Genomic DNA, 25,011 nt, shown 5'->3' on the forward strand with positions numbered 1-25,011 from the left:
TAATAGGGATAAGTTTACCTTTCAAATCTTATAAAATATTATTTGTACTTCATTACTTAAATATTTTATTTTCTATTAAATTAAAAAGACTAACTTTCATCTTCTCTTGGGCTTAATCTAGTTAAAATGATACTGAATGCTAAAACAGCCACCATAATGATTGAATCAACAATCAACTCGAATGCCGCTGCACTCATGAAAAGATCATACATACCGTAAATCCACATTGCAAAGAGAACAAAAGGCAATAGGTACTTGATTATGAATTTCCAGATTTTGCCTACTTTCAAGTGTCCATTCTCATTCAATACAGGAACCAAATCATCAAGCTTGTAGAACCATGCGAATATTACACATTGGACTCCAATCAATAGAAGGATACCGAATTGGTTTACAAATGAGTCAATGATTCCAACAAGATAACTGCTGATTCCAGTAGTCAAGAGAACTGAAAAGACACATCCAACTATTGAAAGAATGGCTGCAGTTTTCTTTCTGCTAATATTAAACTTGGAACTTGTAGAAGATAGCATTGGTTCAAAGAATCCTAATGCAGAGGTTATTCCTGCAAATAGAATAGCCAAGAACAGCAACGGTGCTAAAATCCTACCTATTGGACCCATGATATTAAAGATCATTGGGAAAACAACGAATACAAGTCCAGTACCTTCAGTAACCAATTTGGTCATTGCCATACCTGAATGAAGTGACATGTAACCAAGGATTGAAAATACACCAAATGCAGTGAATATCTCAAACAAGGAGTTTGAAGCAACTACAATAAGCACATTGTCAGTTAATTTGGAAGCCTTAGGCAAGTAGCTGGCATAAGTCAAAGCGATTGCTTGACCCATACTTAAAGAGAAAATGATTTGAGCAAATGCTGCAAGCCAAATATTGATATCCAAAAGCATTGCCCATCTTGGCCTTAAAAGAGCATCCACACCAATTGAGTGCCCAGGCAATGTCAATGCGTAAACAACAATTATCCCCATTATGACAAATAAGGATGGAATCAAGACTTTTGAAACCTTACCGATACCTTCGTCAACATTCTTATGGGAAATGTACCATAAAACGATCCACATCAAGATTACACAGATTGTTGTAGGGACAAGCAAGAATCCTGCACTGGCCAAATCAGAGCTTCCACCAACAGTTGTTGTGAAGTAAGCTGCCGTATCAGCACCCCAACTGAATGTGAAACTGCTTAGAAGATATACCATATCCCAACTCAGGATAACCATATAATAAATTGTAACAATGAAAACAAAGAGAACAAGGGCCCAAGCTATATACTCGAACCGCTCATTGATATCCTTTAAAATCTTCGAAAAGGATTCCTTGAAACTGAATCCCACACCATATTCAAGTATTAAAAAAGGGATTCCCATAATTGCTATAGCAGTGAAATAAGGAATAAAGAATGATCCTCCACCGTTGGAATACAATACATAACTGAATCTCCAAATGTTTCCAAGACCAACGGCAGCTCCAATCATAGCAAATATAAATGATAGGGAACTATCCCACTCTAATTTTTCACTCATGTTATTAAATCCTAAAATCAATTATTAATATTTTTATAAATATAAATATAAAAACTTAACTTTATTATTTTAATAATTAAAAAAAATAAGAAAAATGGTAAAAATTTTTAAAATTAGAATAATTAGAATAAAAAAAGTTTAAAAATAGATAAAAATTAAAATATAAAAAATGTTTTATTGATCTGAGACCAATAAACACTTTACTAGTAATTTGAAATAAGATGTGATATCCTATCGGTTGTAATGAGACCTTTTAAGTCATCTCCGTCAACAACAGGCAAACAGGAAATATTGTATTTCTTCATCAATCTTGCAATATCCTCTATCTCATCTGTTGATTTGCAGGTTCTGACATCCTTAGTCATTACTTCCCTCAATTCACTGCAATCCTCTACAATTGATTTGGACAAGTCCCATGCAGTAACGATTCCTGCTAAAGTCTTATCATCATTGACAACAGGCAAATGAGTGATCTCATTGTCAAACATGATAATTGCAGCTTCCTTAACGGTTGAATCAATGCAAATTGTAGGAACCTCTGTTTTCATAACATCTCCAACATGATGTTCAGATAGGAAATTGGATAAAAGGAAGTTCATCTGACCGTTTTCAAGCAAAAATGCATCATGTCCATAGTCAGACTTGACTTCATTATATATTACATCAACATCATTTGTTTGAAGTGCAGCCAATAAATCCTTAGATTGGTCTACAGGGTAAAGCCAATCGGAATCTACAGCAATGATTTGTATTTTAGCCTCTACATCCTTTAAACCTTCAGCCAAGTTACCTTCAACTGCCAAATCAAAGTAATCAACTGCTTTTGTAATGTATAAGTAAGAATTAGCATCAAAGCGCTTTACAAAAGTCTCACCTTGGTGGTGCAAGTAGCTTTCAACCTCAAAGTCAACAGTGAAGTCATAACTGAGTTCTGTCTTGTCCTGCAAGTCTCTTCCAAACTTCTGATACATTGATGCATCACTTAGATATGTGATGTGTCCTATCATACGTGCAACCGCTAGACCAGATCTAGGGGCCTTTTCCTGATCATAGTATTTTCCCCTATTCCAGTTATTGTCTAGAATAATGGATTGCCTACCTACCTCATTAAAAGCGATTTGCTGAGGTGAAGACCTTGCAGTTGTAGCAATTATACTTGCCTTTTTCATCATATTAGGATAGGAAACAGTCCATTGCAATGCCTGCATTCCACCCATAGAACCTCCGATGACAGCATATAACTTATCTATGCCTAAATGCTCTATAAGCTTTTTCTGTGCATGAACCATATCCTCAATGGTGATTATTGGAAAATCAAGCGCATATTTCTCTCCAGTTGCAGGATTGATAGATGCCGGACCTGTTGAACCTTTACATCCTCCCAATACATTTGAACAGATTACAAAGTATTTATCTGTATCTAATGCCTTTCCAGGACCAATGACCATGTCCCACCAACCTGGTTTTTCATTCTTGTTTCCAGTGTACTTACCTGCAGCATGTGCATCTCCAGTAAGTGCATGGCAGACTAAAACAGCATTGGATTTAGCGGAATTCAATTCACCATAAGTTTCATAAGCAAGTTCTACATTGCTTAGGGTCTTGCCAGAGCTTAACTTCAAATCATCTTCAATAGAAAAATATTTGGTTATTACTCTACCAACAGTATTTTGTTTCATTTTCAATTACCTTTAAAGTTTAAGAATACTGAATTTTAACTAATTCAGCATACTATTCAACAGCTAGCTAGTATTTATTAATTGAATATAGTATTTCAGTTTTTGTATTTTAGTTTATAAATCTGAATATTTCTTAATATATAAGTTTTATGCATTATTTATATATATTCTAATACTATTTATATTTACTTATAAATGTTTTATATAAAAAATAGCAAATATTAATAAATATAACCCATATATAATCATTTAACAATGAAAAATAGGAATTATCTCATGAGTAAAGAAAATCCAATTGAATTTAACAATACTGATTTATTGATTAAATTATATGAACTCTTGTTCAATGATGCAATTACCGTTGAAACAAGTAAAATAGTATCCAAAATCATCATGGACTTAATAGATAATCATGAAATAGATGAGGATAAGGTCATAAATCATTTCAATGAAAAAAATCCGGAAAACATTAAATTTGATATAAAAGAGGATTTAAAAACCATTTATGAGATTTGTCTCGAGATATATGAAGAGTAATGTTCAAATTTTTAAATAAAACTATTTCTAACCAATACTATTTTTAAATAGATAATTACTTTAAAAAAAAACTATTTTTCTATTTTTAGCTTATCGATAGCTTTACATGCAGCCAATTGCTCTGCATCTTTTTTGCTTTTACCCACACCATGACCGTAATCAACGCCATCAATCAAGATCCTCATTACGAATGTCTTGTCATGTGGTGCACCATGCTCTTCAAGCAATTCATAGCAAACATCTACACCTTCAGCGTCTCCATACTCCTTGATAGTGGATTTGTAATCATAGAAAAATATGGTTTTTTTCTCAATATATGGGAAAACTGTTTTTTCCAGGAATTCCTTAGCCTTGTCTATTCCTTGATCAAGATAAATGGCTCCTAAAAAAGACTCGAAAACGTCGGCAGTTATTGAAATTACCTCATTGTCAGTAAGAGCATTGTCTTCCAGGTTCAATCTGATGCATTTATCCAAGTTATTTTCATGGGAATAGACTATCAAAGCATTCTGACATACATAATTAGCTCGAAGCTTAGTCAATTTGCCTTCACTAAAACTAGGGTGCATATTCTGGAGAAATTCTGAAGTGAGCATATTCAAAACGGAATCTCCTAGAAACTCAAGTCTTTCATAATCATAATCCAAGTCATGTTTGGCACTGTATGAAGAATGGGTAAATGCAATCTCATACAAATGTTCGTTATTAGGTACAATATTAAAATTTTCCAATAATTTCATTTAATTCACTCAATTAATTTATCGAATATAGTTTTAAAAATAGCTTTTTAGTGAATTTGATGAATTATTATAATAATTTAATATTACCTTTCCATTATTCAATAAATTAATATTAAATTATCATAACAGCACTATCATTTAACTCATAAAACTATACTTAACTAATTATTTGTTATCCTTAGTATATAAATCTTAAACAAATGCCATGTTAGATTAACTATTTCTAAACAAAAATCAAAGCTATTTTTAAAAATATTAGTTTTCAAATGCTCTCGAATAATCCATTTATAAATAAACTTATATAAAATAATTTAACAAACATAAAATCTATTTTAAATAATATTAAATTGCTGAAAATCAGGTTTAAGCTTCGTCTTAAAGATTTAAATCAGAATTTAAAGGAAATTTAAAATTTCATTTTATGTTTTTTAAAATAATATATTTTTAATCCCTTAATAAAGGAACAAGACAAAATTATAGCTAATTAATATTATTATAATTTTTATCTTGGATTTTATTAAAATTAAAAGACATATTATAACGAAAATTGAATATAACTGATGACTTGGAGAATAATGATGCTTCTTAATTGGTGTGAAGAGATAACAAATATAGACCCTTCAATAAACTTTAGAGCTACTGGCGGATGGGTGAAAACCGTTACAGGATTAGATAAAAGTGTATTGAATGGATTTTCCCTTGTTGGTGAATTTGTTAAGGCAGGAGACTATAAAACCGAGTTTTCAGATGGATTATATCTGGACTGCAATAAGGAAGGAAAGAAATCCAATCCAAAACAGGACTTTAGATTATTCAGACTGAAAAACGGTAAATTGACACTGATTGACCAAGTCTACAACGGCAAGAAAAACTGGGCTGTAGAACTATGGGACAGTGTCAGTGAAGAGATAGATCCAAACTACCAAGAAAACGAAGTTGATAAGATAATGACCATTATCCTTGATAAGACAGGGAAAAATGTGAAATTGTTAAAAAAACTTCAAATAGAGTTAGATCAGGTCATTGCTGATTTTCAATAAATCATTAAAAACTACTTTTTTTAAATAATCTATCAATTAAAAAAAACTACTTTTTTCAATATTTTAGATACACTACTTCATTGATCTAAAAAGAAAAACTTTTTTTATAAAACAATTAAAACTAGTTAAAATACCTAAAATAGACTAAATATGAAATAAAAATAATAAAAAATAGTAAGTGTTTTTGAGATAATTCGCTTATATTATCTCAAATAAATTTTATATGCATAAAAACTTTGGCAAACCTATACTAATCTTTGACGAGTGGTAGGTTTTTTGTTTTGCCAACTGTATCTTCTTATTTTACTGGATTTACCGAATCCACAAGAAGCACAAACTTTCTTACGTACGTGGTATGAGTTTTTACCACATCTTCTACATCTAATATGGGTCTTTTTATTCTTTTTACCCATTGATGGAGTTCCTTTCACTTCTATCTCCTCCTAAATTAATAACAACAATAATCATAAATTTTATCGAATTCCTTAGAATTCCTAAATAGTCTATAAAACAGTCTTATTTGAAATAAGAACATAAAATAGATAATTAATTAAATTAATTCATAAAAGAAACTAATTTAACTAATAAAATAATAATTCAATAATCTTTATTGAGTAGAACAAAGAAAAACTAATAGAAAAAATAAGAAACTAAGTTTCTATGGAGAAATGTATACAATATTGTCTCCTCTAATGAGAACAGTACCTAACCTTCTCATTATTTCTCCTTTTTCCAATTCTTCAGCATCATTAAGTACTAAGTTCATGTGTAAGTCAAAACTTTTTAAGATGCCTCTGAATTCTCTTTCTCCTTTGAGTTTAATCAAAACTGGAGAGTTTACTGCTTTTCCTAATGCGTCAAGTGGTCTTTGAACATTTTGTTGTCCGCTCATGATTATCACCTATACTATATTAAATATGTTTGTATAATATATAAACTTAACTATTTTTCCTATTTAAATAAGGAAAATAAAGCCTCTTTTTAAAACAAATATCAAGTTATAATATTTATTTTAAGATATTATACCGGTAGTTAAGGAATTTTTTAGAAAAAATAAAAGACAATATGTTTTAGACACAAAATCTCTATTATTAGAATTTTTCTAAAAATTAATAAATTAATAAGATCAACTATAAAATTAAAAAACCAAAATTATCTTAAAAATTATTAAAAATCATTAAATTCCAATAAGATTTGAAAATAATCAATAATAATATAGTTAAACCAAATTAATATTATAATAATATATATTTTATATAATATATAAATGTTTTGCACTTAAATACGAAAAATAAGGAATTTTAATCAATATTTCGATATGAAAATAAATTAAAGCTATTATTTTGGAAAAAAGAATAATGAAAATTGAAAAAAATAAATAATTAAAGTAAAAAAAAAAATAAATAAGTAAAAAAATAAAATAATCAGAAATTAATTTAAGAAAAATAGCTATAGAATGTCCTTTATATCAAGCACAGGAGTTCCATTCAACATGTCAACTCCTTTGAACTTGATGATATTTCCATCAATTTCTGTTATCCTTATTGTAGAGACTCCAATCGGATTTGGCCTATTAGGGGCATGAGTTGAAAATAATCCCTTAATCGGACCGTTTCCCATAAAAGGAACCCTTTGCTTAAATCCTTCTGACTTATGGAAATGGAATAAGACCATATACTCTTCACCGACTTCCATGCTGGACATGCTTTCAAGATACTCCTCCTTGATGACCATCTCCGCTTCCACATCTCCTGATTCTCTTGTGGATTTCGGCATGCTTCTTACATCTTCATATGGAGACTTGATGTATCCAATCGGCTTAAAAATTATTTCTTCATCCATAAAATCAATCCTAAAAAATAAATTATTATAAAAAAATTAAAAAATCAAATAATTAAAAATTAAAAACTAATTAAAATCAGTAGCCATAATGGGAATCCAATTGCTTTTCAACATCAAGCAATACAGAGTTAATAGCTAATTTTAAGAGTTCATTTCCATAAACTTCATCAACATAAACGCCGTTTTCTTCAATGTCCATTGCACCTTCTTCAATGTTTGGATCATTTTTCCTTGCTTGACTAAACATGTATAGGCCAACTTCCCCATATTCGCTTAAATCAGTCTGATTCTTGACCTCATCCTCATTGATGATGCCTAAAACCTTTGCCATGGACAATTCACCGGAACCTCCATGTGGCCCTTCAGATTCAATGATCTTGCTGTTTAGTGTAATGAGGAGACCTGTTTGCTCTTCAATATCATATAATTTAGTAACAATAGGCAAATTGCCTCCATGACCGTTTACAATGACTACACTGCTGATTCCCAAATGCTTCCTTGCTGATTTCAATACATTAACGATTTCATCTGTCAAGTCGTCTAAGGAAACATGTATTCCATGATTGATCTCCTTTATCTCATGAGCAGGATAAATTACTCCCAAGAACTTGGCTCCGCTTTCCAAAGCAGCATGGAAAGCTATATATGAAGCTATCTTAGCATCCGTATCAATAGGAAGTGCAGGACCATGATTTTCAAGATGTGAACCAAGTGCAATTATTCCAATCTTATGAACATTAGGATTCTTAACATTTCCAGCGTTTACTCTCAATTCAACCATATTATCACTTAAATGAATAAATTAACATTAATAGCTAAGGATTAACTCTTAAAACAGTTAAATAGCTATAAAAATATTTTACACTTCCAAATTCCAAATTGCATCTCCAACATAATGGAGTGATTTGATAGCCTTTCCTTCAGAATTCTCAACCATTTCAGGACCAGTTATCAATGCGATTCCCATTGCTAAAGGCTTATTATGTGTTTCCTCAACGATTATTACAACATCATCTTCCACAATGGATTCGTCTGCATCAACAATTCCAGGGCTCATTACATCAGCACCTTTGGTTACAAACCTTACTGCACCCATATCCACAACAACGACCTTGCTGTCCAATTCTATATTCAATGCAGCCTTAAGTGTAGGGTATGGCTTGCCGTTAATCATAATGATGTAAGGCTCTCCATTTACTAAAATGAAGTCGTAATCCTCTGCCTCCAACATTTCAAGAGTGTCCTTGTTGTTGATGAAAGAACCATAATCTCCAAGCTCTTCCTTAATGGCTTTCACTTTCTTTTTCTTTAGGAAATATCTTTTTTTAATTTTCAAAACCAGCACCTTAAAATTTTATAGTAGTTAATTTCATTAAAAAAATCTTATGATTATTTATGTACTTTATTTTAATAATATTTTACTAATTTTATAAAATAAATTTTTTAGAAAATTAAAATTAACATAGTATAGTTTTTATATTTTGGGATACAATATAGTAATATTAAATTAATTTAGAAATAATCTTTAAATAAGTTAAAATGAATGATTTAAAAGATTAGAGAATTTAAAAAATCTTTAAATTAATCATATTCATTTAAAGAGCCTTATTATTCTATTTTTCAATTTAATCGATAATTTATTAAACAATTTTGTGATTTTTTATGAGTGATAAAAACGAATGGGGCAGCAATCTATCATTTGTTTTGGCAATGGTAGGTTCTGCTGTAGGACTTGGAAACATATGGAGATACCCATACGTTTTATACAGCAACGGTGGAGGAGCATTCTACATTCCATATATCGTTGCAATATTGCTTATGGGAGTTCCATTTTTAATCTTGGAATATGGTGTTGGATACAATTTCAAATCATCCTTTCCAAAGGCTATTCGTAAAATACATGCAAATTATGAATTCCTAGGTTGGCTATTGCCTATTTCCGTATTCATAATTATGATCTATTATTCATGTATACTTGGATGGGATGGAATATATGTAATATTAAGTTTCTTTAAGGGATGGGGAGCAGACCCAAATACCTACTTTGCAACAACCTTGCTTCAATCTCAGGAATCATTTAGCGGAATAACTAACTTCATTCCAGTCATTGGTGCTGCAATGCTTGCAAGTTGGGCAATTATATGGTACATTTCCCACAAGGACCTTGAAGAGGGACTTGGAAAAGTAAGTAAAGTTCTTGTTCCTTTATTGTTTATAATCATGATTGTGATTGTAGCATTCTCCTTAACCTTGCCTGGTGCAATGATAGGATTGAATGAGCTCTTTTCACCTGATTGGAGCCTGCTCTTGAACTTTGAGATATGGATGGCAGCATTCGGTCAGATAATCTTCTCATTAAGTCTTGGTATGAGTATTGCATTCACATATGCAAGCTATACCGGAGAGGAAGGGGACTTGATTACAAACACATTGTCAATTGCATTTGCAAACTGTGCATTTGAAAACTTCTGTGCATTAGGGGTTTTCTCAATCCTAGGATACATGTCACTTCAAAGCGGTACAGCAGTTGCAGACCTTGTAGCTCAAGGTACAGGATTGGTATTTGTAGCTTACCCTACAGTATTGAATGTATTAGGCCAATACGCAATTATAATTGGTCCTTTATTCTTCTTGACAATATACCTTGCAGGACTTACAAGTATCTTGTCCACTATCGAACCGTTGGCATTCAGTATTCAAAACAAGTTCACATGGTCCCGTAAGAAAACCATGACCGTCCTTTGTATAATAGGGGCCGCCTTATCCATGATGTATGCAACCTCCTACGGTGGAACACTTCTTGGATATGTTGATGCATACATCAACCAAATAGCCATTCTCTTCGGAGTATTAGTGGAATGTAACCTATTTGCATGGACTTTCAATTGTGAAGAGCTTATTCCAACTTTAAATGCACGTAGTAAAACCATTAAATTAGGCAAATGGTGGATTTATATAGTTAAATACATTTTGCCATTAGTGATTGGAATTGTATGGATTGGTGGAGTATTGGACATTATAAATACCGGTTCAATGCATGAATTGATCGTATTTGGTGTTCTTACTGTCATATTGCTTGCATTGACTTTCATATTTACCAAAATGCCTGCTACAAACGAAGACTGGGATAAAACCGAATATAGATTATAATTTATTTTAAATTATTTTCTATTTTCTATTTTTTATTTTTTTATTTTTTAAAAAAAAAGTAATTTTGTTATTATTTTAAATCTATTTTTAATTTTTTTATTTTAAAAAAAGTATTTATTATTTTTAATCTATTTTTTCTAAAAATCTGCTTCCTAAATGCTCTATTTTAACTTCTTTAGTTAATTTTTCCTGAATGTTTTTAATCATATCCTCATTATTGGAAGCTACAAAATAAATCACATTTGCCTCATACTGCTTTTCAACTACAGACAAGTTTTTTGCCCTGATTTCATTGTCAATTGTCTTGATATGCTGATATTCAAAACTGAAGCGGAATATCTCATAGAGTTCCATATCAACAATCTCTGCAATTGAAAGGGTTTCTAGAACTGATTTGCTGTAAGCACGGACCAAACCTCCTGCACCAAGCTTGATTCCACCGAAATACCTTGTGACAATAGCTACAATGTTTTCCATCTCATTTTTCTTTAGCACATTTAGCATAGGTCTGCCTGCAGTTCCTCCAGGTTCCCCATCATCATCAAATCCTTCCCCATCGCTCACTACATATGCAGTGCAATTGTGTGTTGCATCCTTGTACTCTTCAGATATCTTATTTATGATCTCTTTTGCTTCCTTTTCATCCTGTGCAGGAAAGAGTCTGCAAATGAATTGAGATTTCTTGATATCTATAGATGTTTGGAAAGGTTTAGATATTGTTTTCATAGTATCGTTCAATATTTTTGATTATTAGAAAATGTTTTATATTAATTATTTTATATTATAAACATATACATTTATATGTTTAATTGATATAATATTAATTTTGATAAGTTTTATAATCTAAAATTATTAATAATCATCGAGGTGAGATCATGGAAGATAAGAAAGCAAAGTTTTTGGTATACATTGTTATAGCTTTTATTGCTTTTATTGCAAGCAGTGCAGTTTTTTCTATGACTGGCGGTCTTTCCGATTGGATTGCAACCAGCGATTACGATGAGGATAAAAACAACAACGGTTACTTAGACAGTTCTGAAAATGGAGGAGGATTATTCTCATTTTTCGACTCTAACGATAACGGTGACAATTACAACAGTTATAATGATGAGGGCAACGATTGGTCTGAACTGATAAATAAAGGAATGAACAAGCTATTCAATTCAGACAACTCAGGTTCAAGCTCAAGCTATTACTCAAGCTCAAGTTCTGATGACAATCCGGACCTTCTCGCAAGACTTTTAAGATTCTTTATAAGCAACGGATAATTAAAGAAAATCTTTAATTAATCCAATTCTCTTTTTTTCTATTTTTATTTTATTTGCAATTCAAATTCTTAAAAATCCTAATTTTTACTTATTTTCCGGATTCAACTATTTTCATCAGTTTTTCTGAAACTTGAACTATATCTTTTTTACCAAATGCCTTAGCAATTCTTCTAATTGCATCCAGATTCCTTACATAAGCATCAAGCCAGGAGAATATGTCTCCAGGGTATGTTTGTATTTGATATTCCTTAAGAAGAGAGTTGGAAATGTCAATTGGATCCTTTCCATTCAACCTTTGATTGATTATGTAATATGAAATTCCCCTTTGCAGGCATTCACAGAATGGCCTTTCATTGCAATCACATCTTAGGAAATCAATTTGAATCTTAAGCAATGCATCCTGGAATTTCTTGTCAATCTTTGAAATTGCCTCTCCAGAAGATATGATATCCAATGTGGATTCAGCAAACAATCTTGTAGAAAAGTTCATCTTCAATGCACTGATGATTTGCTTATGAACAACAGGAGCCAAATAAGCGTTTTCAAACAATTCCAAATCAAGAGCTATTGACTGAACTTTCAATAGATCATTGGAATTGACTTCATTTTTAGTCATCTTTTCATGAATGTCAGAAAAGATGTTTTCCTTAAACTTAATCTGCTTGACTGCAGCAGAATTATTCTTTTTCCTGTCTTTAGACTTATTTGAAGTTTTCTTATTATAAATCACATCGGACTTATTAACATTAGATTTATCTTTTTTAGAGGATTTATAATCATTCTTTTGATTGTCAATATTGGAATCATCATCAGAAGACTTATAATCCTTAGATTGATTCAATCCATTGAAATAATCAGCAATATTATCAATATACTTGCTGGTTTTGGATTCCTTTTTAGTCTCCTTTTTAGGAACTGGCTTTTCATCCACATCCTCTTCAACAATGAACTTAATCCCAGAACTTTCATTTTCTTTAGGTTCTTTAAGTTCTTTAGGTTTATCTTCCTTAGGTTTAATAGATTTTTCCTTAATCTTATTCTCTTTAGATTTATGGGACTTATTCTTGTTCTTCTTATCTTTTTTAGACTTGTTTTTCTTCTTATTGTCCTTTTTCTCCTTCTTATCCTTCTTATTCTTCTTATCCTTTTCTTTTGTCTCTTTTTTATCATTATTATCCTTTTTAGAACTATCTTTAGCCTGTTGTTTAGACTTGTTCTTTATCTTCTTGTTTTTCTTTAAGGCATTCTCATTACTTTCATCAATCTTTTCAGAAAGTAACCTTAGCTCTTTCAGATTGGTCTTAAAGAAGGGCTTATTATAATAATAACTTAAGTATTTTGGATCATTGATTGAATCCTTGATGATAACACCATCATCCACAGATAAAAATGACATTGCAACTGCCCTACCGAAGCGAGTTGTATCTATAGTATCATCCGCATGTATATTTATAGCATCCTTATCTTCAAGTTCATCAAGTGCTGTCATTATATCCATTGGAACTGGAATATTTTGATAGAATTCCTCGACATCCTTCACTTTCCTTAAGGACTTTGATGATATATCGGCAAGTATCTGTTCAAGTGATCCATCCTCTGTATAATCCACGAAAATATCCTCGACATCACTTTCAAGAAGGTCAAGTGCAACTGCCTCTTCACTTTCATTGTCAAACTCACTTCCAATCTCTGGAACGAGATATATTACACCTCTGTCATGGTATGTTGGCCTACCTGCCCTACCTAACATCTGTGAAAATTCATTAGGAGTGATCCATTTGTTACCCATAAGCAATGATTCGAAAATTACTTGTGATGCTGGGAAATCCACACCTGCTGCAAGCGCTGCAGTTGTGACAACAGCTGCAATCTTGCCTTTGGAAAAGTCCTTTTCAATCTTTTCCTTCTTGAAGTAGGACAATCCTGCATGATATGCTGAAGCGTTGATTCCCTTTCCAGATAGGAAATTAGCTATTTTATGGGTTTTTCTTCTTGAGTTGGTAAAAATCAAGGTTTGGCCCTTGAATCCTTTGGAGGATGTGCTGAAATACTCCCTTTGAACCAATTTTCTCATGATTATTCTTCTTTGGACATCTCCCCTTACAAAGACAATATGCCTTTCAAGAGGAACAGGACGCTCCTTGTACTGTACCAGTTTCATATTGAAGTCATTTGCCAAATCTTGAGGATTCTTTATTGTAGCGGACAATCCAATCACTTGAGTCTTAGGGAAGATATGCTCAATCCTTTTTATCAATCCATTTAACCTGAGACCCCTTTCCTCATCTGAAATGGTATGGATCTCATCTATCAAAACAAGCCCCAAGTCATTCAATGCATCAGAATCGCCTGCCCTAAGCATAAAGTCTATTCCCTCATAGGTACCGACAACAATATCTGCATCCTGAATATTGGAATTAGGTAACTTTAGCTCTCCTTTAGCCTTGATACGATTCATTCCCACTTTAATTGCTACCTTCAATCCTAAAGGCTCATATCTCTTCTTGAAATCCCTATACTTCTGGTTTGCAAGTGCTACAAGTGGAGTTAAAAATAAGAATTTTTTGCCGTTCAATGCCTTTGGAATACCTGCAAGCTCTCCAACCAATGTCTTTCCACTACCTGTAGCGGACACTACCAAAAGGTTTTCACCTTTCAATAATCCTTCTCTAATTGCCAAATATTGAACTGGGAGAAGATAATCGTTTTTCTCTTTTAAAATGACTTGCTTGAACTCTTCAGGTATCTTAAGCCTTTTCATGGCTATTTTAGGAATCTTATCATCATGAACCTTCACTCTATCGAATAATGTCAAGTCTGTGTGTGCCAATGGGTCGAATCTTGGGGAGAGCATTTCCAAAACATCATCCAGACTGCCTGTCTTTTCAAGCACTCTCTTGAAGTTCCTGAATACCTTCTTGTCATATCCCCTAAGCTGAAGCTCCCTTTTGATTGTATTTTCAGCACAGGTCTTGCAGATCAATTGGTCATGATAGTGGTAGGAAAAGTCTGAATTGATAATGGTGACTTCCCCTTCGAAACTGCAATGCTGGCAGATATTTGTGAATCTGACCTTGATGTTGTTCTGCTTTAGGAAAGCTTCCAGTTTTTCATCCTTGTCTGCCAAGAAAACAGCTTGAGAACGTAATAAGTTAATTGCTTTGGAAGGAGGATAGAGCTTGTCTTCCTTTTCATCCTTGATTACAAAACGGTTTATGGAAATTGAGCCATCCTCATCATTTTCCTTAAACTTCAATACGCCAATGAATTCTGGCTTACGCTTTGTATTTAAAGCTCCTTTAGGACTTCCAATAGGATACATTTCCCAAGTCTTTTTTCTTTTGTTTAATACTATCATTGATAAAATTCCTAATTTTTATTTTAAATTTTTTATATAAATATTATAGTTTAAATTATATTTCTAATAGTTTAAAAAGATTAAGACAAAAAGAAATTAAATTACTAAAAAAAATTATTTGTTAAAAAAAAGCTATGATTAAAAAATTAAAAAATAGATAAAAAAGAGCAATTAAACTACTCTTCCAATAAAATAATGTTTTTAGGATTTATTTTAATATAATCCGGAACAACAAACTCATGCTCATGGATCTGCTTGTCATACTTCCACCATAATCCATTTGCCAAGGTTATTTCCCATTCAAAAGGCATCTCTATCTTTGTTGAACCTAATGTATCAAAGGCATTCAAGTCATCCTCTTTTGCTGAAGAGAAATCGTGAGCCCTTATTCCAATATGTGTGATATTAGGTGAGAGCTTTTTAGATACTTCAAGTTCAAGTCCCCAATCCAATGACTTTACATGATAATCATCAATGATTTCAATTCTAGAGATGTTCTTACATCCTGTAAGGCGTGCAACCTGAACCTTACCAGGATTTTCAAATATTTGATAGGTATCTCCTTTTGCAATGATCTTACCCTTATCCAAGACTATTAGCTCATCACAAAACTGGAATGCCTCATCACGGTCATGAGTAACCATAACAGAAAATCCATCGAAATCCTTCAGTGAATTGACGAGTTCAAGACGCAATTGCTCCTTAAGGAAAGTGTCCATAGCACTGAAAGGTTCATCCAACAATATTACATCAGGACCATAAGCCAATATACGAGCCAATGCAACCCTTTGCTGCTGACCTCCAGACAACTGACGAGGATATCTTTTTTCAAGACCATGCAAATGAAAACGCTTGATCATTTCAGGCACTGTCCTTTCCCTATTTTCCTTTTCCACTCCAATGCCAATATTCTCTTCAACAGTCATATTGGGGAATAGGGCATAGTTTTGAAACAGATAACCGACATTTCTATTTTGAGGCTTTAGATTAATCTTCTTATTGGAGTCAAAATAAACATCCTCATTATCTGCAGATACACTTATGACACCGCTATCAGGATTAACAATACCTGCAATGGATTTCAATGTCATACTCTTTCCACAGCCAGAAGGACCGAGAATACCTAAACGCTTGTTTTTCAATTCAAAATCAACATCCAAATCAAATTCCTTTAGTTCCTTTTGGATATTTACCTTTAACATCTTATTGCTCATAATCCTTCCTCGTGAATATAAAAATAGAATAATCTTAAGTTTAATTAGTAGAACTCATTTTTTTAATAATAATTACTTTAATCATATCTCCATTGCTTTTCCTTACGCAAAGTGACATAATCCATAATGAATATCACAATGAATGCGATGAAAACAATGACTATTACATAGTTAAATGCCTCTCCCATATTACCTGCAGCCACTTCTGAGTAAACTGCCATAGGGAGGGTTCTGGTTTGTCCTGCAATGTTTCCTGCAAGCATAGCTGTAGCACCGAACTCACCTAAACCACGTGCATAAGCAAGAATTCCCCCACTGAGTATTCCAGGCAATGCGTTTGCAAATGCAACTTTCCAAAAGATCTTCCATTCAGACATTCCTAAAGTACGTCCTGCATCCAATAGATTAGAATCGATTTGTTCAAATGCACCTCTTGCTGAACGGTACATCAATGGAAAAGACATGACTACTGCGGCAATTACAGTTGCAGGCCATGAGAAAGCTATTTTGTATGCAAAAAAGTCTATAAAAAAGCTTCCGATAGGTCCTCTGACACCAAAAATCCATAATAAAAAGAAACCCACTACAGTAGGTGGCAATACAAGAGGCAATGTGAATATGCCATCTAAGAAAATCTTTGCTGTGTCATTTTTCATCTTCACAAGACCCCAAGCTACAATCAAACCTACAAAGAAGGTTATGAAAATTGATAGACTTGCGGTTTTCATTGAGATGAAAATTGGGGACCAATCTGTCATGTAATATTCTCCTTAATTAATATTAAATTATTCCATCGATATGATAGATAATATATTTCTTTTTAATTCTTATTAATATTTGCATAATAATATAGATAAATATTTAATAATTTCCTAATATTTGCATAATAATATAGATAAATATTTAATAATTTCTTAAATTTTGCATAATTAACAAATAAATAATTTAATATTAACTAAAAATATTTTAAAAAAAAGTGATTATTCACATGAATAATCAAAATATTAAATTTATTTAATATTATTTCTTATTCACATGAATAATGGATACTGAATTTATTCGTGAAGAGTAAATCCGTATTCAACGAATTTGTCTTTAGCTTCTTGAGTTTGCAAGAAGTCCATGAATGCTTTTGCAGCATCTGCATCTTTAGCATCTTTGATTTGAGCTACAGGATAGATACATGGAGTGTCTAAAGCATCATCAGGAGCTTCACAGATAACTTTTACGTCATCAGTGGATTTAGCATCAGTAGCGTATACAATACCAGCTTCTGCAGATCCTTGACCTACTTGGTTTAATACTGCAGTTACGTCAGTACCTAAAGAGAATTTGGATTCAAGTTCGTCCCAAAGACCAAGGTTGGTTAAGATTTCTTTAGCGTATTGTCCTGCAGGTACGGATTCAGGGTCACCGATAGCGATGGTTCCATCCACATTTGCTAAATCGTCAAAGGAAGTGAGGTTGGAATCTGAGTCAGCAGGTACAATCAATACGATTTTGTTTTCCAAGAATTGGAGGTTGGTATCATTGTCGACTAAACCTTCATCAGCTAAAGCGTTCATTTGTTTGTTAGATGCAGACATGAAAACATCTGTTTCTAAACCGTTTTCAATTTGAGTTTGCAAGTCCCCACTTGAAGCGTAAGTTGGCACTACTTTTACACCAGGATACTTTTCTTCAAACATAGGGATCAATTCATCATCATATACATTTTTTAAACTAGCTGCTGCAGCTAAATGAACAGTTTGTCCATCTAAGTCAGGTTCACCGCCAAGGAAGTCAAACCAGCCAGCAGAGCATGAACCTACACTAATAACAGCTATTAATGCTAAAACAGCAATAATCAATGCTTTTCTATTCATTTTCATTCTCCTTAATAATTATAAAAACACTATCATACATTAAATCAATTATAGAAGTGAAAGATTTGAAATAATCTTTATGCAATAAGTTTCATTATCGAATGATAATTACTTTCATTATTACTTAACCTTATTTAGATAATGATTTAATGTTATTTGATTAGTAATATTATTTTAATTTATACTGATATATAAATATTTTCATATCGATTTTGAGAACAAGTTCATATCGATAGTTGAAAAATAAATATGCGAAATTAGAAATAAAATCTATAAAAAAATTAGAAAAAAAGGATTTGGAATAAAAAAAATTTTAAATTAAAACAACCATTATTCATCCTTATAATGGAAAATACTCTCTAAAAATTCAATATTCTTATAAGTTGAATCATCACTTGAATTTGGAATTATGATTCCATAGCCAGTATATTCACCCTTTCCACCATAAATTATGATTGGATCTCCATTATCCATATCTGTTGAATAGACTTGCCTTTGTGAAGGAGTTTCAAACTCGCATTTGAAAATGTCCAAGACATACCAGTCATCATCATCCACATTCACGTAATATGTTTCATATTCTGTGATGTTGAATCCATCGGATTCTATGTTGTATGAATGGTTTGAGTCAATCAACTGAACTTTACCTTCTCCGCTTAGATATGCATTCCTATCTATTGACAGGTTATAAGGCTCATTGTCCCAAGCTTCGTGAGGATTCCTATTGAATTTGTACTTATCGACAGATATATTGTCTGCACTGTCCTCTATGACTGAAGTGTCATAATCGCTTGAATTGTTGCTGTCATAGGCAAAAAATGTTATTATTGAAAAGAGCAGCAATAGAATGAAAAGAGCTATGCATACCTTTTTGAAAGGAAATTTCTCTTCATTTCCAATATTTCCCTTATCATTTCCAGAACTCTTTTTGGAAGAGCTTTCAAAAGGATTTGTTGAGCTTCTGTTATCAAAATCATCAAATGGACCGTCAAACTCATCTTTAGTCTGTGTACTTGTGTAATGATCTGCTTTGTACCTTGGAATGTATTCCTGACCACAGTTTGGACAGAACTTTGCCTCATCTGAAAGTTCCCTGCCACAGTTTCCACAATATTTTGCCATTTTTAACCCCCTTAAACAAACAATTCAACAAAATACAATAAAGAAATAAGTATAAAAAAAGATTTTCAAAAACATTAAAAAAATATAAAATAATATCAAAAAAGTAAAAAAAGAGAATAATAAAAACTATTTATTCTCCTTTAACTTCATCATCTACTTCAATACCCATTTTTGCTGCAATTCTAGCAAGAATAATGGTTACAACTACTGCAATAATGGTTACAACAATAGCGTAAATGAATAATCCGTTAAGTGCGTCTCCAGTACCTACTAAAGTTTCAATTAACTTTTGGATTGCATCGTTCCATGCTAAACCTGCAACTAAACCGAATGCAGTGGTTACTAAGGTAATAATAGTTTTCATAACAGTTTTTGCTACCATAATATATCTCCATAATATTTTTAAAAAAACAACTAAAATTAGCAATTTTAACTTCAATAAGGAAATTCACTCATAAAATTTCAGTTAAATAGAATTTACTAATTTTTAGTTATTTAATATTATGCAATTTATCATATATAAAGTTATTACTAAAATACAGTTATAATAATACATTAAAATAAGATTTGCTTAATTTTCAGTTAAGATTTTGAAAATAAGTGAAAATTATAAACATAAATGAGAAAATAAAAACATTAACTAGGATAAATATTGTAAAATTTGATAAAAAATAATCTAATAAATAATATCCACCATATCATTTCTTAGAAAATTCTCATCAAAACTGACTATGGAATCTAACGAAACCAATTTTGCAGTAGTTATAATTGAGCAGTCAGTGAATCCCAATTTATGCTTTGCCTTTAAATCCTTATCTCTTCTTCGATTAAGACGCTTATATGTGCTAAGCACTGAATCATTGAAATCTGGAATTTCATATTCATTGATCCAAATGAAATTGTCTTTCATCATATTGTAGGTATTTTTAGCTACTTCAACACTATCCTTTTGACCTAATATGTTCATTACTTCTGATACAATCTGATTGGAAACATAACATTCATTTGAAACAGTTAAATTCTCTTTAATTTCCAATTTAACTGCCCTCTCATGCAACTCATCATTCGGTAGAATGGCAGCCACAATGAAATTAGTATCCAATAATAATTTGCTCATTCATATAACTCCTTTTCCAATTGAACTGCATTTGTTTTAGTCTTTACAGTTCCTGATCCCATCAGGTCCCTAAAGGATAATTTTTTCCTGAAAGAAACTACAATCTCTCCACGATCATTCTCTTCCCATTCAACTATATCATCCGGCTGAACATCATACTTTTTTCTATATACTGCGGGAATTGTAGTTTGATTCTTTTTATAGACTTTAGTTTCAATAACCATAAAAATCACCATACTTTTTAATTATTGCTATGTAATATTATATTTACTATACTTTATAAAAGTTACTATGATGATTTTATTTTACTAATCAAAAATAATTTATTTTACAATGAAATATTAGACTTTAGACATTATAAAAATTTTTAAAGTGCGAAATTGTGAATAAACACAAATGTGTAAAAAAAATAGTGAGTTAATCCACTATATGAACTAACTCATTGTGGTAAAAACTTTGAAAAAAAAAATAAAACATTAGTCACTAAGACTAATGCTTTCACTTTCAGAAGAATGTCCAGACAAGTATTTCACTTTAGCTCTGGTAAACATCTTCTTGAACCAATCATACAATACCACTAAAAGCACTGCATTGGTTACACCGTGGGTTAAGTCATAGCTTACACCATTAAGGTATAATGCAATGATTGGAGTGATCTCCAAAGCTGTTCCTGAATAGAAAATAGCTGAAATGTCTGTAATCCAACCATAGAGGAATCCCCAAAGAAGCCCAAACACTATTCTGAATCCTACACTATCAAATCTGGAAGCGAGGAATCCTGCACTGGCTCCCATAAGTCCCCAAGCAAGCATCTGGAACAGGACCCAGTATCCCATTCCCATAAAGAGACCTGATACAAAAGCAGTCAATGCACCAACAAGGAAACCTTCCTCCTTGCCGAATACAACACCAACCATTATAATGATGAATGATGCCAAGTTCACTGCAGGAATTGACATTAGAATGATACGTCCAACAGTTGCAATAGCTGTCAAGACAGCAATCAATACGATAGATTCAACAGGTGGCTTTTTAGCCTCATACATCTTAAAAACTACATAAATAATTCCTGCAAGCAATAGTATCAGGAAAATCACCATTGTAATGGTGAATATTGGAGTGTTTACAGTTCCTGAAGAACTTACAGTCATATTTGATAACATTTCATCCATTGCACTCATAATAACACACTCTAAACAATAATCAATAAATCTAAAAATCTATAATCTAAAAATTTTTAATAATAAATCTAAAATCATAACTCAAATAAAATATCTATTCCAACTCCCATCTTGACTTCAAGTCATCTAAAGTGACTATTTCAGGAACATAATCCTTTACCATCCTGTTTACAAAGGTTGTATAGAAGTTATTCTCAGCAAAAATCACTTTAGGATCATCATCAATCTGAATGTCCTTGTCAAATAGCATTAAACATCGCTTGCAATTGTTTGCAACAAAGTCCAGGTCATGGCTTGTCATAAGGATTGTGATTCCATTGTCACGAAGGGAATTCAATATGTTTGCAAGATTCTTGCTTGATATCGGGTCAAGACCCTTTGTAGGCTCATCCAATACCAACACATCAGCATTTTGAAGCAATGCCTTGACAATCACTATCTTTTGCTGCTCTCCTCCACTGCAATCGTAAGGATGCTTGTCAATCAGGTCGCAAATGTCAAAGAATTCAATCAGTTCCTTGAACTTGAACTCGATTGAGTCAAATTCCAAGCCATTCAAAACACCTGATTCAATGAATTCCTCATTAGTCATTTTCAATAGATTGTCATAAGTTTCCTTATTGAAAATGACATCACTATTATTCAAAAGCTTTGATTCAAGAATTGATTCCAAAAACTCTTCCTTCACATTGTCCTTGGAAAAGTGAATCATAGGATTTTGATGAACATAAGCCAGTTTTATTCCTTTCTTATACTTCACCTTACCCTTAATCGGCTTCAATATTCCAACCAGCAATTGCAGGAATGTTGACTTTCCAACTCCATTTCCACCAATCAAACTTACGAAATCACCTTTTTCCAATTCAAAATCAACATTCTTTAAAATCAGATTTCCCTTTTCATATGCAAAGTATATTCCATTCATGTTGATTAGTGCATTCCTGTTTCCACCAAGGGAAATCTTATCTAAAATGCCTGATTTTTCTTGAGAATGGTATTTTTTATTGATGTGATGTAGACTAACGGAATCTAAATTATCAGAATTGGCATCACTATCGCTTATTTTAATTAAATCATCATGTATTGTATTAAGACAACGTCTTCCTTCACGAATGCTTAAAGGAGTATTCAATTTAATTAAACTTGGATACCTAACGGAAAGTGAGTTGTATATTTTGGTAACTGCAGGAAGGTAATTTTCAAATATCTCATCATCAATGACTTCACTGCAAATGTTATGTGCATTGTCAACAAACTCTATCTTTCCCTCCTTGAGGAACACTGCCTTGTCAATGAATGGGAATATGCTGTCTGCCTTATGCTCGCTCATTATTACTGTAATTGAAAATTCTTCATTAAGTCTTCTCACGATTGAGAGGAATTCATATGAAGCGATTGGGTCAAGCTGTGACATAGGCTCATCCAAAAGAAGCACCTGTGGCCTTAAGACAAGGAGTGAACAAAGGTTTACCAATTGCTTTTGTCCTCCGGAAAGCTCATTCACATTCTTGTGAAGTATGTCGTTTATTCCAAAGAAGGCAACAATTTCACTTATTCTGTTTCTTATCTCTTCTGTTGGAAGGCCAATGTTTTCAAGAGGAAATGCAATCTCCTGAATTACAGTGTCTGTAACTATTTGGCTGTCTGGATTTTGGAAAAGGTATCCTATATCGCAAGCAGAGGAAATCTCATCCATATCAATTATCCTTGTTCCATTGAACTTGATTTCACCGGATCTTCTGCCTGCAGGCATCAATTCCTTCTTAAGATTAGTGAGCAAAGTGGTTTTACCGCATCCTGACGGTCCGCATAACAGTACAAAGTCACCATAATCGATTTCAAGGTTAATGCTGTCTAATGACTTTACCTCTGATTCAGTTCCATCTGAATTCATGTATGCAAAGCTAAAGTTATTGAATTCAATCAATGCCATGGATTCTCCTCCATATGGATACGCATCATTTCAATTTCTAATTTCTCCATAGGATACGCTCCTTGATTTCTAGATAAATTAAAGGTAATAAGAATACTATAAATGCCAAATAATAGATATTGAATGGCAAATTGCTGAATCTAAAGTCAATTGAAGGGTAAATGTTGATCATTCCCACTCCCTTTAGGAGCCCTGCAATGATTATTCCAACTGTAACGATTATCAATGCTATGAAGGCATAATCCGCATTTCCAAACTTGTATGACAAATAGCTTGTTCTCTCAGTAGCATTGTATCCTCTTGCCTTCATTGATTTTGCTGTAAACATGGACTCCTCTAAAGACCATGACACTGTTATTCCCATGATTTTGCCAAGTGTCTTCGCTTCCTTAATGATAGCTGCCACTCTCTTGTTTGATTTGAGCTTGTTTACAAGCTTGGAATCATAATCAGTGTTGATGTTTGAATTGAATTGATCCAAATCCAAAGAATTGGAATCATCAGAATCATTAGATTCATCACTATCCATTTCCATTTCAATTCCATTATTCTTCAAGTTATTCAGCTTTTGAACTTCAATAGCTCTTGAATTGATGAGTGGAATGAATCTCAATGCCATCACTATTATCATTGAAATGATAGGCAATTTCTTAGAGAAGATGTATAGCATTTCCTGATATGAAACTGACCTGTTGTAGGATGAGAAGACCAAAATCACTATAAGAAGTGCTAAAGTCATTAGAACCCCATATGCAATGGCTTCATAAGTTACAAAGAAGTTGGACCAAAGGTAAATCTTATGTGCTCCAGTTCTGTTAAGCAATGGATTCAGAATCAGTATAAGAATGCTTAAAGGAATATAGAACTTCAATATGTTCTTAAGTTCGGAACTTACTCCCTGAAGGGCAATCAGAACCAATAGAAGAACTAGAAAAGTAACTACAAAATAGGGGTCGCTGAAAATGAATGCAAATAGAACCATTATAAAATAATAAAGTAAATAAACCCCTGGATGAATTGATGTAAGTTCCATAAGCAGTTCCCCGTATATTTAAAATTCAAAATAGATTATTTCAATTGGCTTGATTTCTCATATTATAAAAGAATTAATTGCCATTTCAATTGGCTTGATTTATTATATTATATAAACAATTTATATTTTAATTTGTAATCTATATAAAGTTTTCTTTATAAAAGGTAAAATAAATTTGATTTAAAGGATTTAAATAGCTTAAAAAAATAGAAAAAAAGAAAAGGAGAAAAAATCATGAAAATATTTTAAAATATAGAACAAATAGCTATGCTTTAGGAAAATAATAGCAATTTTTTCCTTATTTTATAATCTAGCAAATTTAAATAAGGAATCCATTACCTTAATTTTAGGATATAGTTCCCAAAGCATAGTCCTCAACATA

Annotated in this window: 24 protein-coding genes; 4 read left to right on the forward strand and 20 right to left on the reverse strand. The window is 32.2% G+C overall.

The window, feature by feature from the left end:
- Nucleotides 1-89 precede the first annotated feature (89 nt).
- Nucleotides 90-1,550: a sodium-dependent transporter gene (locus tag ACJMLB_RS07815; RefSeq protein WP_405325056.1), complete on the reverse strand. Its 1,461-nt coding sequence runs from the start codon at nt 1,548-1,550 to the stop codon at nt 90-92.
- A gap of 203 nt (nt 1,551-1,753) precedes the next feature.
- Entirely contained in the window at nt 1,754-3,229 is a 1,476-nt protein-coding gene (locus tag ACJMLB_RS07820) for a homoserine O-acetyltransferase (RefSeq protein WP_405325058.1), read from the reverse strand.
- 276 nt (nt 3,230-3,505) lie between these two features.
- Between ACJMLB_RS07820 and ACJMLB_RS07825 the strand changes: the two genes are divergently transcribed.
- Nucleotides 3,506-3,766, forward strand: coding sequence for a hypothetical protein (locus tag ACJMLB_RS07825; RefSeq protein ID WP_405325060.1), 261 nt, complete (start codon nt 3,506-3,508; stop codon nt 3,764-3,766).
- Nucleotides 3,767-3,837: 71 nt separating this feature from the next.
- On the opposite strand, the gene rnc is transcribed toward ACJMLB_RS07825, so the two are convergent.
- A complete protein-coding gene (rnc, locus tag ACJMLB_RS07830; protein WP_405325063.1) occupies nt 3,838-4,506 on the reverse strand; it encodes a ribonuclease III in 669 nt (222 codons plus the stop codon).
- A 560-nt stretch (nt 4,507-5,066) separates the two neighbouring features.
- Here rnc and ACJMLB_RS07835 point away from each other — a divergent pair.
- Nucleotides 5,067-5,546, forward strand: coding sequence for a hypothetical protein (locus ACJMLB_RS07835; RefSeq protein WP_405325066.1), 480 nt, complete (start codon nt 5,067-5,069; stop codon nt 5,544-5,546).
- Between the two features lie 245 nt (nt 5,547-5,791).
- Here ACJMLB_RS07835 and ACJMLB_RS07840 read toward each other — a convergent pair whose 3' ends face one another.
- The 5 genes from ACJMLB_RS07840 to ACJMLB_RS07860 form a co-directional block, all read right to left on the reverse strand.
- Nucleotides 5,792-5,977, reverse strand: a complete 186-nt coding sequence (locus tag ACJMLB_RS07840; RefSeq protein WP_292775557.1) for a 50S ribosomal protein L37e — start codon at nt 5,975-5,977, stop codon at nt 5,792-5,794.
- A 227-nt stretch (nt 5,978-6,204) separates the two neighbouring features.
- On the reverse strand, nt 6,205-6,438 hold the full coding sequence (locus ACJMLB_RS07845) for an LSm family protein (protein WP_067146527.1): 234 nt from the start codon (nt 6,436-6,438) through the stop codon (nt 6,205-6,207).
- Between the two features lie 557 nt (nt 6,439-6,995).
- The gene (gene tsaA / locus ACJMLB_RS07850) at nt 6,996-7,388 is read right to left on the reverse strand and encodes a tRNA (N6-threonylcarbamoyladenosine(37)-N6)-methyltransferase TrmO (RefSeq protein ID WP_405325070.1); all 393 of its coding nucleotides are present in this window, start codon (nt 7,386-7,388) and stop codon (nt 6,996-6,998) included.
- A 76-nt stretch (nt 7,389-7,464) separates the two neighbouring features.
- Nucleotides 7,465-8,169, reverse strand: a complete 705-nt coding sequence (gene arfB, locus ACJMLB_RS07855; protein WP_405325073.1) for a 2-amino-5-formylamino-6-ribosylaminopyrimidin-4(3H)-one 5'-monophosphate deformylase — start codon at nt 8,167-8,169, stop codon at nt 7,465-7,467.
- Nucleotides 8,170-8,247: 78 nt separating this feature from the next.
- Nucleotides 8,248-8,730, reverse strand: coding sequence for an RNA-binding protein (locus ACJMLB_RS07860; RefSeq protein ID WP_295605355.1), 483 nt, complete (start codon nt 8,728-8,730; stop codon nt 8,248-8,250).
- A 320-nt stretch (nt 8,731-9,050) separates the two neighbouring features.
- Here ACJMLB_RS07860 and ACJMLB_RS07865 point away from each other — a divergent pair, with 320 nt between their 5' ends.
- Nucleotides 9,051-10,538, forward strand: a complete 1,488-nt coding sequence (locus ACJMLB_RS07865; RefSeq protein WP_405325076.1) for a sodium-dependent transporter — start codon at nt 9,051-9,053, stop codon at nt 10,536-10,538.
- A gap of 123 nt (nt 10,539-10,661) precedes the next feature.
- On the opposite strand, the gene ACJMLB_RS07870 is transcribed toward ACJMLB_RS07865, so the two are convergent.
- Nucleotides 10,662-11,264 (reverse strand): YigZ family protein, encoded by a 603-nt coding sequence (locus ACJMLB_RS07870; RefSeq protein WP_405325079.1) that lies wholly within the window; start codon nt 11,262-11,264, stop codon nt 10,662-10,664.
- A 149-nt stretch (nt 11,265-11,413) separates the two neighbouring features.
- Between ACJMLB_RS07870 and ACJMLB_RS07875 the strand changes: the two genes are divergently transcribed.
- Entirely contained in the window at nt 11,414-11,806 is a 393-nt protein-coding gene (locus tag ACJMLB_RS07875; RefSeq protein ID WP_405325082.1) for a hypothetical protein, read from the forward strand.
- An 88-nt stretch (nt 11,807-11,894) separates the two neighbouring features.
- Here ACJMLB_RS07875 and ACJMLB_RS07880 read toward each other — a convergent pair whose 3' ends face one another.
- The 11 genes from ACJMLB_RS07880 to ACJMLB_RS07930 all read right to left on the reverse strand — a co-directional run bounded on the left by ACJMLB_RS07880 (nt 11,895) and on the right by ACJMLB_RS07930 (nt 24,629).
- On the reverse strand, nt 11,895-15,164 hold the full coding sequence (locus ACJMLB_RS07880; RefSeq protein WP_405325085.1) for a DUF5814 domain-containing protein: 3,270 nt from the start codon (nt 15,162-15,164) through the stop codon (nt 11,895-11,897).
- Between the two features lie 176 nt (nt 15,165-15,340).
- Entirely contained in the window at nt 15,341-16,378 is a 1,038-nt protein-coding gene (locus ACJMLB_RS07885; protein ID WP_405325088.1) for a sulfate/molybdate ABC transporter ATP-binding protein, read from the reverse strand.
- A 77-nt stretch (nt 16,379-16,455) separates the two neighbouring features.
- Nucleotides 16,456-17,136, reverse strand: coding sequence for a molybdate ABC transporter permease subunit (gene modB, locus ACJMLB_RS07890; RefSeq protein WP_405288650.1), 681 nt, complete (start codon nt 17,134-17,136; stop codon nt 16,456-16,458).
- 297 nt (nt 17,137-17,433) lie between these two features.
- Nucleotides 17,434-18,243 carry a molybdate ABC transporter substrate-binding protein gene (gene modA / locus ACJMLB_RS07895; protein WP_405325092.1) on the reverse strand — a complete coding sequence of 270 codons (810 nt, stop codon included), beginning with the start codon at nt 18,241-18,243 and terminating at the stop codon, nt 17,434-17,436.
- 330 nt (nt 18,244-18,573) lie between these two features.
- Nucleotides 18,574-19,365 (reverse strand): zinc ribbon domain-containing protein, encoded by a 792-nt coding sequence (locus ACJMLB_RS07900; RefSeq protein WP_405325095.1) that lies wholly within the window; start codon nt 19,363-19,365, stop codon nt 18,574-18,576.
- 130 nt (nt 19,366-19,495) lie between these two features.
- The gene (locus tag ACJMLB_RS07905; RefSeq protein WP_405325098.1) at nt 19,496-19,747 is read right to left on the reverse strand and encodes a DUF5654 family protein; all 252 of its coding nucleotides are present in this window, start codon (nt 19,745-19,747) and stop codon (nt 19,496-19,498) included.
- A gap of 294 nt (nt 19,748-20,041) precedes the next feature.
- The gene (locus ACJMLB_RS07910; protein ID WP_405325101.1) at nt 20,042-20,482 is read right to left on the reverse strand and encodes a type II toxin-antitoxin system VapC family toxin; all 441 of its coding nucleotides are present in this window, start codon (nt 20,480-20,482) and stop codon (nt 20,042-20,044) included.
- Entirely contained in the window at nt 20,479-20,706 is a 228-nt protein-coding gene (locus tag ACJMLB_RS07915; RefSeq protein WP_405325104.1) for an AbrB/MazE/SpoVT family DNA-binding domain-containing protein, read from the reverse strand. The genes ACJMLB_RS07910 and ACJMLB_RS07915 overlap by 4 nt, the downstream gene beginning before the upstream one ends.
- Nucleotides 20,707-20,958: 252 nt before the next feature.
- The gene (locus ACJMLB_RS07920) at nt 20,959-21,663 is read right to left on the reverse strand and encodes an ECF transporter S component (protein ID WP_405325106.1); all 705 of its coding nucleotides are present in this window, start codon (nt 21,661-21,663) and stop codon (nt 20,959-20,961) included.
- A 94-nt stretch (nt 21,664-21,757) separates the two neighbouring features.
- Complete coding sequence (locus ACJMLB_RS07925) at nt 21,758-23,596, reverse strand: ABC transporter ATP-binding protein (RefSeq protein WP_405325109.1); 1,839 nt, start codon at nt 23,594-23,596, stop codon at nt 21,758-21,760.
- Nucleotides 23,597-23,633: 37 nt separating this feature from the next.
- On the reverse strand, nt 23,634-24,629 hold the full coding sequence (locus ACJMLB_RS07930) for an energy-coupling factor transporter transmembrane component T (RefSeq protein ID WP_405325112.1): 996 nt from the start codon (nt 24,627-24,629) through the stop codon (nt 23,634-23,636).
- Nucleotides 24,630-25,011: the final 382 nt, after the last annotated feature.

Origin of the sequence: Methanobrevibacter sp. (assembly GCF_045114555.1) — an archaeon.
GTDB lineage: Archaea > Methanobacteriota > Methanobacteria > Methanobacteriales > Methanobacteriaceae > Methanobrevibacter.